At 40.7% G+C, this 14,079-nt stretch carries 12 protein-coding genes and 1 pseudogene; 4 read left to right on the top strand and 9 right to left on the bottom strand.

Features of this window, described 5'->3' with window-relative positions:
• Positions 1 to 147: 147 nt before the first annotated feature.
• From nagE to A5867_RS03505, 5 genes and pseudogenes are all read right to left on the bottom strand, one after another.
• Positions 148 to 1,593 (bottom strand): annotated as a pseudogene (gene nagE / locus A5867_RS03525) (N-acetylglucosamine-specific PTS transporter subunit IIBC); the annotation flags it as partial.
• Positions 1,594 to 1,653: 60 nt separating this feature from the next.
• Positions 1,654 to 2,835 carry a YdcF family protein gene (locus tag A5867_RS03520; protein WP_087626869.1) on the bottom strand — a complete coding sequence of 394 codons (1,182 nt, stop codon included), beginning with the start codon at positions 2,833 to 2,835 and terminating at the stop codon, positions 1,654 to 1,656.
• A 791-nt stretch (positions 2,836 to 3,626) separates the two neighbouring features.
• On the bottom strand, positions 3,627 to 4,370 hold the full coding sequence (locus tag A5867_RS03515) for a hypothetical protein (RefSeq protein WP_005227479.1): 744 nt from the start codon (positions 4,368 to 4,370) through the stop codon (positions 3,627 to 3,629).
• A gap of 479 nt (positions 4,371 to 4,849) precedes the next feature.
• Positions 4,850 to 5,185: a nucleotide pyrophosphohydrolase gene (locus A5867_RS03510; RefSeq protein ID WP_087626868.1), complete on the bottom strand. Its 336-nt coding sequence runs from the start codon at positions 5,183 to 5,185 to the stop codon at positions 4,850 to 4,852.
• Complete coding sequence (locus A5867_RS03505) at positions 5,148 to 6,284, bottom strand: DNA/RNA helicase domain-containing protein (protein WP_087626867.1); 1,137 nt, start codon at positions 6,282 to 6,284, stop codon at positions 5,148 to 5,150. Before A5867_RS03505 ends, A5867_RS03510 begins: the two co-directional genes overlap by 38 nt.
• An 891-nt stretch (positions 6,285 to 7,175) precedes the next feature.
• On the opposite strand from A5867_RS03505, the gene A5867_RS03495 reads away from it, so the two are divergent.
• From A5867_RS03495 to A5867_RS03480, 4 genes are all read left to right on the top strand, one after another.
• Positions 7,176 to 7,484, top strand: a complete 309-nt coding sequence (locus tag A5867_RS03495; protein ID WP_087626865.1) for a hypothetical protein — start codon at positions 7,176 to 7,178, stop codon at positions 7,482 to 7,484.
• Between the two features lie 121 nt (positions 7,485 to 7,605).
• Positions 7,606 to 8,115 carry a GNAT family N-acetyltransferase gene (locus A5867_RS03490; protein ID WP_087626864.1) on the top strand — a complete coding sequence of 170 codons (510 nt, stop codon included), beginning with the start codon at positions 7,606 to 7,608 and terminating at the stop codon, positions 8,113 to 8,115.
• A gap of 139 nt (positions 8,116 to 8,254) precedes the next feature.
• Positions 8,255 to 8,656 (top strand): VOC family protein, encoded by a 402-nt coding sequence (locus A5867_RS03485; protein ID WP_087626863.1) that lies wholly within the window; start codon positions 8,255 to 8,257, stop codon positions 8,654 to 8,656.
• 497 nt (positions 8,657 to 9,153) lie between these two features.
• Complete coding sequence (locus A5867_RS03480; protein WP_015508919.1) at positions 9,154 to 9,339, top strand: DUF6440 family protein; 186 nt, start codon at positions 9,154 to 9,156, stop codon at positions 9,337 to 9,339.
• 288 nt (positions 9,340 to 9,627) lie between these two features.
• On the opposite strand, the gene sufB is transcribed toward A5867_RS03480, so the two are convergent.
• From sufB to sufD, 4 genes are read right to left on the bottom strand one after another with little or no spacing between them, the layout of a single operon-like run.
• Positions 9,628 to 11,019, bottom strand: a complete 1,392-nt coding sequence (gene sufB / locus A5867_RS03475; RefSeq protein WP_005232103.1) for a Fe-S cluster assembly protein SufB — start codon at positions 11,017 to 11,019, stop codon at positions 9,628 to 9,630.
• Positions 11,020 to 11,048: 29 nt separating this feature from the next.
• Positions 11,049 to 11,543, bottom strand: a complete 495-nt coding sequence (gene sufU, locus A5867_RS03470) for a Fe-S cluster assembly sulfur transfer protein SufU (protein WP_005232105.1) — start codon at positions 11,541 to 11,543, stop codon at positions 11,049 to 11,051.
• Complete coding sequence (locus A5867_RS03465; RefSeq protein WP_015508911.1) at positions 11,521 to 12,765, bottom strand: cysteine desulfurase; 1,245 nt, start codon at positions 12,763 to 12,765, stop codon at positions 11,521 to 11,523. Before A5867_RS03465 ends, sufU begins: the two co-directional genes overlap by 23 nt.
• Complete coding sequence (sufD, locus tag A5867_RS03460) at positions 12,762 to 14,066, bottom strand: Fe-S cluster assembly protein SufD (protein ID WP_005227369.1); 1,305 nt, start codon at positions 14,064 to 14,066, stop codon at positions 12,762 to 12,764. The genes A5867_RS03465 and sufD overlap by 4 nt, the downstream gene beginning before the upstream one ends.
• Between the last annotated feature and the right edge of the window lie 13 nt (positions 14,067 to 14,079).

Below are 14,079 nucleotides of genomic sequence, written 5' to 3'. Positions count from 1 at the left end.
TTGGAAACGCAACATCCTTATCTCCTCCTATCTGTTATCAGGGTATCATAGAATAAAGCGCTTCACAATGGTGGTATCTTTGTACTTTTTGTACAAAGACACCCAACCATTCTATCCATCTGTCATTTCATGAGCAATGACAACCTATCTCATCATTTGGTCCAATGCTTCAGCAACGAACCCTACATCCGTTCCAATAATCAACTGTAAATGCTGTTCATCAATAACGACAAGTCCTGCAATTGGTGGTTGTTTAAGTGCCTTTTGATCAACGATACTTACCTTTTTTACGGCAATTCGTAAGCGCGTGGCACAGTGATCGATACTTTGAATGTTTTTGGTATCTCCTAATGCGACAAGAATTTTTCGGGCTAGCGCATGGTGATTATCTTGGCCTTCTTTTGCCTTCATTTTGGAAAAAGGAACATCATCTTTCTCTCTGCCAGGTGTCATTAGATTAAATTTTTTGATAGCAAAATAGAAAGTAAAGTAATAAACAACTGCCATCGCCGCTCCTAAACCAAGTAACATATAAGGCTTATTGGCAATAGGAACCCTCAAACTCAAAAGAAAATCAATAAAACCTGCACTGAAATTGAAACCAGCCGTCCATTGGAAAGTTGCCGCAATCATCAATGATAAACCAGTCAATCCAGCATGGATGAGGTATAGCGGCCAAGCAACGAACATGAAAGAAAACTCTAAGGGTTCAGTCACCCCAGTAAAGAAAGAAGCAAAGGCTGCCGCAACCATTAACGAGCCAATTTGTTTTTTCTTCTCTGGTCTTGCACATTGATAAATTGCGTAAGCACCGGCAGGTAGACCAAACATCATCACTGGAAAGAACCCCGCCTGATACATCCCAGTCACACCTTTGACTCCTTCACTCGCCCAGAACTTGCCAATATCATCAATCCCTGCAATATTGAACCAAAAAACATTGTTTAAGGCGTGATGCAAGCCAGTCGGGATCAACAGCCGATTAAAGAACCCATATAAACCAGCACCGATGGCTCCTAAGCTGGAGATCCAACTACCAAATGACACGAGTCCACTGTATACCGTTGGCCAAAGGAAAATTAAAACCGCCGATGCGATGGCCATAACCGCTGTTGTCAAAATCGGAACCAGTCGCTTGCCACTAAAAAAAGAAAATGCCATCGGTAACTTGACTTGCCCAAATCGGTTATAGGTCTCAGCAGCAACGATCCCTGCCAAAATACCGATAAAAACATTTTTGTTATTGATGGCAGAAAAAGCAATATTGACCGCTTCAGCATCTATACCCTGAAACATAGCTACAGCGCTCGGTGTTAGCAACGTGATCGGTGTTAAAAAAGCGACTAGTCCAGAAACAGCGGCAGCACCATCCTTATCTTTAGCCATACCATATGCCAGTCCGACAGCAAACAAAATACCTAAATTATCTAAAATCGTACTACCAGTCATCAGTAAAAAGGCAGCAAGTAAATTGTTGCCTCCCCAACCACTAGGATCGATCCAATAGCCGATCCCCATAAAAAGTGCAGCAATTGGTAATGTAGCCACTGGCAGCATCAATGAACGCCCGATTCGTTGCATATATCCTTTCATCTCTCTTGATTCCTCCAACTCTGTCATTTGTGTGTTGTGTTTTTGAATCGAATACGTTTCTCATCGCTGCAAGTTTGGGTATTGCCAGATGCCTTCGATCCGCAGCAAATCACGGTACAAAACAAGGCGCTCTTGTTCCGTTGAGGTTTTGATCAGCTCTTCATTATCTGGTTCACCAATGATGTCTATCTCGTATTTAGGCTTTCCTTGTGGATGCAGCTGACCATTGATAATACGATCCGCAGTTTCAAACAAAACTTTTCCGCGGCGGACATGACTCGCAGAACTAATCACTGTGATTTTATTACTGAAATCAAGCTCATTTGCTAAATCAATTGAAAATAAGGCATTTTCAATCGTATCTGTTGCCAATGCTTCTTGAATAATTCGCTTCTCGTCAATGCCATTTTCAATCAACCATTGCTGCATCAGTTTTGCTTCCGTATTCTCTTTCTTCGGAACGCCTCCTGTCACAATGATTTTCGCTGTGGGATTTTTCTCCAAAAGTTTCAGTGCATGCTCTAAGCGATTGATCAACGTTTCCTGCATTTGTCCTTCATCATCTAAGGCATAACCGAGTAAAATAAATAAGTGATTTTCTTCGTATTCTTTGATCGCAGTCGGCACTTCTTGCTTGCGTACCGCTTCTATGCGTTCAAATCCATCTTTGAATTTTTCTGTTTGGACTTTATTTAAGGTTTCCATTTTCTTATACACTGTCTCATCAAAGGAGCCTTCTAATAAACCTGCATATACGTAATACTGAACAAGTGCTTGATAGTTTTCTGGTTCTTGCTCAACTACACTTTTGAAAATCGCCACTGCTTCATCAAGTTTATTATTGATCACTTTTGTGCTGGCTAATGAGCGTCGATAATCGGTGGTGACCGGATCTAGGCGTATCACTTGCTTCAGCAGTTCTTCACGTACTTCTTGATCCCCTTTAAGGGTCAAACCAGCAAAAACCTCACGTTCATTTTCCTTGAGGTCTCCCCCGTGCCAATAATAATACATTGCCTTATCTAACAAATAATCGATTCGTTCTTGTGTTGGGTTATTGTTTTCTAAAGTGCTAAACCCATCTTCCGTTTGTTCTTCTGCAGTTGCTGATGCTATACTTTGTTCTGTTTGTTCACTTGTATTGATTGTTGTATCGGAGGTTTTCGTTTGGTTCATCTCCGTGCATCCGCCCAATACGAGCATTGCGATCATCAATAAAAGATAATGGTTCATTTTTTTCATAAAAAGACCTTCTTTTCTATTTAATATTTCACTTCTTGAAGGTAAGCGGATTCAAAGAGATGAACCCGCTTGCCATGGTAAAGAAAGCGACCTTCTTTTTTTTAGAATAGAAACCTAGGCAAGTTACGTGCTTCTAGTGGATAAAGCTGACCCTAGTTCGTCTGCTGTCACACTGGTTCCTTATAGACTGAGGGACAACACAAAGTAAGATTTCATCATCGCTATCCCCTCTTCTATACCGTGGACATCACTGTCTGTCTCACCTCGTCAGGTGTAATCGACTTCTTTCTAATCGTCACTAGAAAGGCGTAGGTTCTTTCTTATCGGCGCCAATAAGAAACGAAACAAACGCAAAAAAAGTCATCAGACAGGAAATGTCCAATGACTTGACACAGCAAAATAAACCTCCAGCATCCCGCGTTTTTTCCGATAAAATCGCTGGAATCACTAGAAAAACCGCGAGATTTTCGGTACAATAAACACGTTGAGCCTTTAGGGATCAACTATGGCAACTTGATTGGTCATCCTGTTTAGAGAAGTGACTGATCAGGGCCTCGTAAGTCTGCGCCAACAGAATTACGGGGTGCCTATTTTTTTTGGTTTCTATTCGCTTACATTCTATAGAATGTCTTTTGGAAAAGCAAGCGAACATCGCAATAAAATTGTAAATAATGGTCAAAAATATAAAAACTGTTGTGATGTTTTTCGATTCATATAGAATTATCTGTTACTTTGCGTATTTATAAAAAAAGGAGGACCGAATCATCCATGATTCAGTCCTACTTTTTGCGTTAGACAAATACAAACAAAATTCCGGAGCAGATCGTGCCTACCAATAGCCCACGAATACTGCCTTCTCCTTCATTGGGTAACTCAAATTTGATGATATTCACCAGCAAAGCGCCGGTGATCAAGGCTTCAATGATGACCACCAAATAGTAGGGCAATGAAACAAAGAGGGAGAACGCAGCTCCCGCGAAAATACTGAAGGAAAGCACAAAGCGGCCATATTTGTTATAGAGGGCACCATGATGGTGATAGAGCAGCCAATCGTTCATGAGAAAGTGCAAACCAAAGGCAATAAAGTAGGTCAAAATGTAAAAACGCTCTGATAGCGTATTGGCAATCACGATATAGCCGATCATGATATTGTAGATCACATGAAAAGCGATATCCGACCAAAAAAAGGCGTTTTTGGCACTGGTGATGTCTTTCTTTTCTAACACCATAAACGTTCGCTCATCGATTTTGTAGATCACGTAACTGAAGACTAAGCCAAACAAAACGATGCCATAGACCCCATGACTATAAAAAATCCCCGAATCCCAGCCAAATTCATCGATCAACACCGTTTGAAAATACGCCAAATGGGGCAATAGATGAACGATCGCATAGGAGATCCCTACGCCAGCGGCAAAGGAGCTCATGTATTGCACGTTTAGTTTTCTAGATGAGATAACATTTGAAGATAGATGGATGAAGATAAACCCTAAAGTGATCATGCAATTCACAAGATTGTTTGTTAGATACGTCATTGTTTTCTCCTTCTTACATTCCGTTTACAGCATCGTTTAATCGCAATTTTCAATAACAAAGTCTTTTTAATTAGTTATTTTTGGTTATTTTCATGAAATATTCTTGTTTACTATACAGTAAGAGGGCTTGGGGGGCAATAGGTTTTTTAGGTTTTTGAGGAGAAATATTTTTGATAGAAAACGCCTCTCATTATTGCCGATTTTTTCCCGATGACCCTGCCTTCATTTTCGGATAGGATAATCTTGTTTTTGCTCGAGCAGACACTAAGCCTAACTTCATTTTTTATCAAAAAAGCGCATATTTGAAGTTAACTTCAAATTTCCGAAAAATTGTAACCAATTTGAAGTTATCTTCAACTTTCTCAATTATGACAGATTTTTGACGTTCATAACCAATCGAGATGAATTCAGAAAGCCGTTGCTGCTCCTATTCCATCAAAAAAAGAAGCAAGAACTTGCAGCGTCCTTGCTTCTTTTTATTACAATTCATTATACTTCTTTTTCGAATCTTTACTTTCTTTCACCGGATACTTCATGTTGTTTTTTTCCAGCTTTTCTTTGATGATCTCATCAATATCAAGGCCCAAATTGTCTGCCAGCATATAGGAATAAATCAGAACATCGGCAATTTCTTCTTTTAGATGTTCGAAATCTTGAGTGGCTTCTTCAGATGTTTTCCATTGAAAAATCTCCAACAATTCGGCGGCTTCGATGGAGATAGAAATAGCTAGATCTTTTTCATTATGGAATTGTCGCCAATTGCGATCATCTCGGAATTTATTGATCCGTTCCATTGAAGAGGGGTGATTTTGCATGGTTGGACTGGCTCCTTTCGTTTTGTAGGGTTATGAGTTTTTGGCGGAGATTGGGATTGATTGCATAGATGTAAAGCCCTTTGATTGCTCGCTTCATTAATACATTCAATGAATTAAGGATGATCGTTTCTTTGGCTTTCTTCGTCAATTCTTGGTTCATATCGTCACGTCCCGTAAACGCCCCTTTGTCCTCATATTTATCGATATCGATGACAAGCTGGTCGGTCTCTGGATCGTAATCAACGGAAGGACCAATGACGACTCCTACATTGTTTAAATCAAAGCCTTGGACGGTGTAGATTGAACCGACTTCACTGATTGTATTTGGTCGCTCCGCCCATGTTCGCTTCGTATCGGTCGTATTCCATGGCAGGTTGATCCCGCCAGGATCTACAAGATATGAAGCTCCGTCTTTCTTATGAACATAATCGAATGTTGAGATAATCCGTGACAGACCTTCCTTTTTATCGAGAGAAAAGATTTTATTCTTCAACGCATCATGGGTTTCCATAATCTGAAGCTCAAAAGATGCTGTTGATTCTGGAATCGGTGTTACACGTTTTTCTACGATATCATCGATCCATTGAATTATTTGTGGACTACTTTTCATTCTTAATTGATCTTTTAGCTTAAAGCGAGAAGCTTTGTTGCGAATCGTATCGATTGAGTGCTTCGCCAATTGCCGTCTTTGCAATTCTTCCCATAACTCTTGGAAGACCACTTCATCATAATACTCTTTTTCATAATACTGATGCATCTGCACCTGTCTTGTTTGACTGACATTTTGTAACTGAAACTGCTCATCCCCAATGAAGTGATTGATCAAATTGGTTTCGATATTGTAGGTCGCTGATTGATTGAATTTTTCATGTCCAATCAGTAAGACTTCTTTAATTTCTTTGCGCTTAGAGTTATTCAAGTGCTGCTTCAATCGTTTGTTCACTTGAACCGTTTGACCAATGTACGCAACAGGTCTTTTCTTTTCATTTCGGTTGTAGAGTATGTAAACGACTGGGTACTGATCGATATATGCCGTCGTTATGCTAGATAGCTCACCTTTCTTGAAATGATGATCTTCTATGATTAGTTGGTTGGTCATATTTTAGAGTCTCCGTTTAGTGTCTATTCCATTAAGGTTATTTATTTTAGTATATCATTGCATATTTTGCTCTTAAAGCATTAAAGACAAAATTGGTAATTTTTTGTTTTAGCAAAATAACCATTATCTAAAAAATCCCTGTTGATTAATCTACTAATTTCGTCCAACGTGCATACTTTGCTAATGATTTAATAGACTAACCTATTATCCTGAAACTCTTTTCAAACGAATCCTCTCTAAAACGTTCTAAAATAAATAGCTGAAAATCCCATTTGCTAATTCATCAAACATCCTCTGTTTAGGATATTTATAAATTGTTTATTAAATTAAAATAATTTATTTTTCAATATTAAAATAAATAAATATTTTATAATTTTAATTTGACCAAATCATTCAATATGAGATAATCATTTACGAAAGGATGATTTGATGAACTATACAGTTACCAACCTAAGACATCTGCGGATCGCTCAAATGTCTTTGTTAACATACTATATTTATTTAGCCTTCCATGACAATATTTTCAAAGCTATTCCATTACTGTTTATCAGTGGTATTTTAGATTCCGTATATCCGCCAGACTACGCAAACCAGTCATTTTGGTTCCCCTATAAAAAGAAAACGATATTTTTAAAAAGCAACAATTTGTTTCTGGAAAGAGCATTTGAAATCTTAATCATAATTGCTCTTGGTGTTTTTTTATCACTTGTTTTTTAAATTAAAGGAACAACTTGTGATTGCTGGTTCCCTTCTACCCAACAACTGAATTATGTTTCTATTACTCACTATTTTTTATCCATTTGTCTATTAAAATGGATTTACCAAATGAATAACGAATCCTTGACTGTTGAGATGACGCTAGTATCTAATCGAAAGGAAAGGTGATTGTTTATGAAAAGAATTTGTTTTGTCTTAGTTTTGAGCAATGGATTATCTTACACACCATTAACTCCAGGTGTTCTTTATCAAAGAGACACAAGCCTCAAAGACTATTTTTCACCGTTTTACGATGTTTCAATCAATTATCTGAGAGATAAAGATACTGTTGATTACTTGGTTCTTCCTGAGCCATTCGCTCCTTTTGATAATGAAAATAACCTCCCCATCATAAAAGTTCCTTCTAAATTTTTTCTGACTAAAGATTTTGAAAAAATTAAAGCGTACATTGTTGACTACTTTAAAGAAAACGATGCTAAGTAATACTCTCCTCGATTGTTTTACGCCCTTACTGATTGATACCGTTATCAATCAGTTTTTTGTCGGTAATGGACTAATAATCAGATATTTTGTACACTTAACTTAAAAATATAAGGAGATATACATGGATTTCTATTTCAAAGAGTTAAAGTCTAAATCAGAGATTAACCAGTTTTGGGAGAAAAAAAGACAATATGAAGAAAGTGACATTTTCCCCAACCTTCCAGAAAGCGGTGCTGAATTAGATGAAATCGTAGACTGGTTTCGCTCTTCCGAATACTACGAACTAATCATGGATCTTCATAATTCCCCAACAGAAGGAGATTCTCAGCTGGAATTTGTATTCATATACAATAATCAACAAGAATATGTTGGATTTACTACTTACAAAATCTACTACTCAGAAGATTCAAAAGCATTTATTCTCGATTTTTGTATCGATAAACCTTTTAGAAACCAAGGAGTAGGTAGCCGCGTTGTTTCTGAATTAAAGAATTACCTTAAAGCAAAGAACGCTCTATACATCGCTTTAAATGCCTCCAATGAACACAATGAGCGCTTTTGGCAAAACCAAGGTTTTATTCCTCAAGACGTTGATGAACACGGCGAAGTAATCTATTTTTTTGTTCTTTAATAGATATAGATTCGTATCATCTATGTTCTAGTTGACTATTTGGCAGATAGCTAATTCAAAATTTTCCGATTCCTAAGAAAAAACTGAAAGAAGCGAGTAACTTCTTTATGATACTATCAATAAAAAGGAGAATTTTTGTATGCTTATCCCAGCTATAAGTTTTCAAGGAAATTGTGAAAATGCAATAAAATTTTATCAAGAGTCGTTAGATGCTCAAGTTAAGTCCATCGTTTATGCGAGTGAAGCTCCGGTAGATTCAGGTTTAGATCCTGAGATGCCTGATGATTTCGTTATGGACTCAGAAATCATCATCGACGGACAGAGAATCATGATGACAGACGGCAGACTAAATAGACCAGCAAATGATTTTTTCTCCTTTTGTCTTGTAAAAGAATCCGCTGATGAAGTTACTACTATTTTCAATAGCCTCTCGATAGACGGAAAAGTGATTGACCCTCTTGCACCAGTGTTCTGGGCCTCGCTCTATGGTATGGTTGAAGATAAATATGGTATCACATGGATGATCATGACCTCGCATTAGCATACTACCTTTTACTTACTACTCGTTTAACGCATTTTTTTATTTAAATAAATTGGATGTTTGTTTATTTAGTACCATTTACTTTTGATATTATTTATTTATCGTGGTATTCTTTTTCTAGAGGTGATTCGATGAAAAAGAGTAGTACTCGGTTAAGTCTCTGGGAAATTTTATTGATTGCGCTTGCTTTTGCCGCTGGTTCCTTTCTTGCAAAAATGGTCTTTTCTTTATTTTTTGTACACGTCTAATAACTAATTCAGTCTATGATCATTGTTATCAAGGAGGCGTTTTTTATTGAGTAAAGTTCCTAAAGTATTCAAATGGGTAGGTATCTTCTTGGCAGTCCTCTTTCTCCCTGCTTTCGCTACTTATGGCATAGACAGGAAGAAATAAACAGAATATATCGGATAAAGGGAATTCTTGAGTTGCCTTTTTTACTTAAAAAAGTTTTTGAGTTTGATATCTTTGTTGGTACTGAATTTTAAAGGAGTGATTGTATGACCACCAATACAGAGTTTACAGTTGAAAAAGTCTATAAAAAAAGCACTAATGAAATCTTTATTATTACCGATCCTGAGACACAAGTGCAGTATATTCAAACGATAGTTACAGGTGCTAGTGGAAAAAGTGTTGCACTTACACCAAGATTAGAGCCAGATGGAAGTATTCATTATAAAGAGTAAGTGAGATCAACTTTTGTTGGTCTTTTTTTATCTCATAGTTGGTATTTTCTTCTGTTTGTTAAACGATCAAGTCAATTCATTTGTTTGAGTTCCAGATAAGGTAAGGAAAATAGACATGGTGTGGTTTTGGATACAGTTTTTTCGTGGTGCCCCATATTTCTTTTGTCAAATAAAAAAAACGACAAAAAGGAGCGCTCCTAAGAGTACTCCTTTTTTCATATTATTTTATGGAAAACAGTAACATACTAATCAAGTCAATGAAGCTTTGAATGTAATGGTGTACCCCTATTACCCCACAGACCCTTCCATCTCATAACTAATCAACCGGTTCAATTCGACTGCGTATTCCATCGGTAATTCTTTGGTGAATGGTTCGACGAATCCCATGACGATCATTTCGGTTGCTTCGCTTTCGGAGAGACCGCGGCTCATTAGGTAGTACAGTTGTTCTTCTGAGATTTTGGAGACTTTGGCTTCGTGTTCTAGGGACACCTGACTGTTGTGAATCTCATTGAATGGGATGGTATCGGATTTCGATAGGTCATCCATGATGATAGTGTCACACTCGATATGGGAGATAGAGCCTGCGCTCTTCTTGCCGAAGGTGACTTGTCCACGGTAGTTTACTGCACCGCCGTCTTTAGAAATTGATTTTGAGACGATGGAGCTGGAGGTGTTTGGTGCGTTATGGATCATTTTTGCACCAGTATCTTGGATTTGGTTGGCACCTGCAAAGGCAATGGAAAGCATCGTGCCTCGTGCGCCTTTGCCATCAAGATACACACTTGGGTATTTCATGGTTGTTTTGGCACCTAGGTTGCCATCGATCCATTCAACGGTAGCACCTTCTAAGGCTTTGGCCCGTTTGGTTACTAGGTTGTAGACGTTGTCTGACCAGTTTTGAATGGTGGTGTAGCGACAGTAAGCGTCTTTTAGGGTAAAAATTTCAACGATGGCTGCGTGCAAACTATTGCTTGAGTAGGTTGGGGCGGTACAGCCTTCAACGTAATGAACACTAGCGCCTTCGTCAACGATGATCAATGTGCGTTCGAACTGACCGGTATTTTCGGCATTGATTCGGAAATAGGTTTGTAATGGCACATCGACACGAACGCCTTTTGGTACATAGATAAAGGTACCACCTGACCAAACGGCTGAGTTTAAAGCAGCAAGCTTGTTATCGGTTGGTGGGACTAATTTTGAAAAGTATTGTTTGAACAGCTCAGGGTATTCCTTCAAGGCTGAATCGGTATCGGTAAAGACGATGCCAAGTTTTTCAAACTCTTCTTTCATGTTGTGATAAACGACTTCTGATTCGTATTGAGCAGAAGCGCCAGCCAGGTATGCCCGCTCGGCTTCTGGAATACCAATGCGTTCAAAGGTCTCTTTGATTTTTTCTGGTACGTCATCCCAATCACGGGCAGGACGATCACTTGGTTTTTGGTAATATTTGATGGCATCAAAATCGATGTCAGACAGGTCTGGGCCCCAGTTTTGCATGGGCATCTTGTTGAAGGCTTCAAGAGACTTCAAGCGGAACTCAAGCATCCATTCTGGCTCTTGCTTGACCCGTGAGATTTCACGGACGATGTCTTCGGTCAATCCTTCGCCGGTACTAAAAACAGGCTGCACGTCATCGTGGAAGCCAAATTTATATTCTTCTAATTCGGGTACACCCATGGTTCTCACTCCTTTTGTAGTGCGGTTGTCTATTCGCTGGTTTCTTCAGTGTCAGATTCATTGGCGTGGCTGTGACTGACAGATGCTTGTGTACTGTCAGCAGCAATGGCTTTTTCTAATGCTTTCCAAGCTAAAGTCGCACACTTGATGCGTGCAGGAAACTTCGCCACACCTCCAAGCATGGAAGCATCGCCTAAGCGATCGCTTTGGGGAATGTCGTTTCCTTGGACGAGTTCAGAAAACAAGCCTGATAGCTCACCAGCTTCTGCTAGTGTCTTACCGATAATCGCATCCCCCATCATGGATGCACTGGCGGTACTGATGGAACAGCCTTCGCCAGTAAACGCGATATCTTTGATGGTGTCTCCTTCGACAGCGAGCTCCAAGTGGATCACGTCGCCACAGGTAGGGTTATTCAATTCGACTTTATACGTTGAATCATCCAAGGTGCCCCGATGATGTGGGTGGCTGGAATGATCCAGAATGACTTGTCGATACAAATTATCTAATTTCGTTAGTGCCATGTTGGAAAAACTCCTTCGTCAGCTTGATGGCGTCAACCAATCGATCGGCGTCCTCTCTTGTATTATACAGGTAAAAGCTGGCCCGTGCAGTCGCTGGGACTTGCAAATAGCTCAAGAGGGGTTGGGCACAATGATGACCTGCCCTTACCGCGATGCCTTCCATGTCTAAAGCGGTGGCAACATCATGAGGATGGATGCCTGCTAGATTAAAGGCGATCACTCCCGTGCGTTTTGCTGCTTCTTGGGGGCCATAGATGGTCAAGCCTTCAATGGCTTGCAGTTTTGGCAAAACGTAAGCAGCTAAGTCTGCTTCATGGGCGTGGATGTTTTCTAAGCCGATTTCTGTTAAGTAATCCACCGCTGCACCTAAACCGATCGCACCAGCAATATTTGGTGTACCAGCTTCAAATTTCCACGGCAGTTCTTTCCACGTGCTTTCTTGCAGATGGACAAAATCGATCATTTCACCGCCAAATTCGACGGGCTCCATCTGATCCAGCCATTGCCGCTTGCCGTACAAGACACCAATGCCAGTTGGTCCGCACATTTTATGGCCAGAAAAGGCATAGAAATCACAATCCAGTGCTTGGACATCAACTGTCATATGTGGAACAGCCTGAGCACCATCCACCACCATGACGGCTTGGTGCTGATGCGCCAATTTGGTTAGCTCCGCAATCGGATTGATCACGCCTAAAACATTGGAAACGTGAGCGATCGAAACGATAGCGGTTTTTTCTGTGATCTGTTTCTTGGCATCTTCCATGTCCAAGGTGCCTTCTGGCGTCAGCTGGATATATTTCAAGGTAGCTTTTTTTCGGGCTGCTAATTGTTGCCAAGGGATGATATTGGAATGATGTTCCATATAGGAAATCACGATTTCATCGCCTTCATTGACAAAACGGTCGCCGTAGCTGCGGGAGACCCAATTTAAACCAGTGGTCGTCCCTCGAGTAAACAGCACTTCCGCCGTTTCATTCGCATGGATAAAGCTGCGCACTTTTTCCCGTGCGCCTTCATAGGAATGGGTCGCCCGTTCTGCGAGGGTATGGACCCCACGATGAACATTGGCATTGTCTTGATGGTAATAATCGGTGATCGCCTGCAGCACCGCCTCTGGCTTTTGCGTAGTGGCGGCATTGTCGAGGTAGATCAATGGTTCGTCATTTACGAGCTGATCCAAGATGGGAAACGCTTGTTTCACTTTTTGGGCATCGATCATGCGAGTAACTTCCCTTCGATAACGGCAACCAATTCTTGTTGCACTTCTTTGACTGGGATCGCGGTCAAGACGGAGCCTAAGAAGCCACGAATCACCAAACGTTCCGCTTCTGCTTTGCGCAGCCCACGACTCATCAAGTAGTACATTTCTTCTGGATCGACCCGTCCCACACTGGCTGCGTGTCCGGCGGTTACTTCGTGCTCATCGATCAAAAGGATTGGGTTGGCATCCCCACGGGCTTGGTCAGAAAGCATCAAGACCCGACTTTCTTGTTGCGCGTCCGCTCCTTTGGCTCCTTTTAAAATGTGTCCGATACCGTTAAAGGTTAAGACGCCGCGTTCTCTGATAACGCCGTGTTGCAGGATATGTCCAATGGAATGCGGTGCTTTATTGGTGACGCGAGTGTCGATTCCTTGTGTTTGACGCCCAGCACTGATTGCGACCGCTTTGACTTCCGAATGCGCGCCTTCGCCTACAAGATCAGAATCAAAGTCCGCAACGACGTCGCCGTCATTCATGACTCCGATCGCCCAATCTACCATCGCATCTCGTAATACGTAGCCGCGACGATTCATGTACGTAGTAATGTTGACACCTAACTGATCAATCGCAGAGAATTTGACCTTCGCACCTGCTTTGGCGATCACTTCCACTACGATATTGCCAGACAGTTTTTTCGCTTGGTCGCCTTTGGTTTGGAAACGTTCCAAGTAGCTGAACTCACTGTGCTCATCAGCAACGATCAAAATGTGTTTGAAGAAATGCGCTTGGCTATTGCCATTGTGATAGAAAATCGCTTCAAGGGGTTCTTCGATCACCACGTTTTTTGGTACATACAAGAACATGCCGCTATTCATAAACGCCGCATGTGCTGCGGTCATTTTGTCTTCATCCATTGGTACTGCTTTGGTCATGTAGTATTGATTGACCAACTCTGGTACTTCTTTCATTGCTGTAAACAAGTCGGTGAAGATCACGCCTTTGTCGATCAACTCCTGCGGTAATTGCTCAAAGATGGTGGTGTCATCAAACTGAACGAGAGTCGGATGGTTATCCATCGCGTCAAAGGCGGGAACTGCGCCTGCCACTTCTTCTTCTGGCAAAGCGTACTCACCAGCAAGTGCTTGTTCGTCGATATTGAACAATGGCCAACGCTCGTAACGCACCCGCTCGATTTTTGGAAACGCAAGTTCATCCACTTTCGCAAGGGCTGCTTGGCGTAATTCCAACATCCATTCAGGCTCTTCTTTTAACGCTGAAAAAACGTTGACTTGTTCAAGATAATCCTGTAATTTTGCCATTTACCTTGCCTCC

Origin of the sequence: Enterococcus sp. 6D12_DIV0197, from assembly GCF_002174385.1 — a bacterium.
Lineage (GTDB): Bacteria > Bacillota > Bacilli > Lactobacillales > Enterococcaceae > Enterococcus_D > Enterococcus_D casseliflavus.
This window is presented reverse-complemented; position numbering and strand designations above follow the sequence as displayed.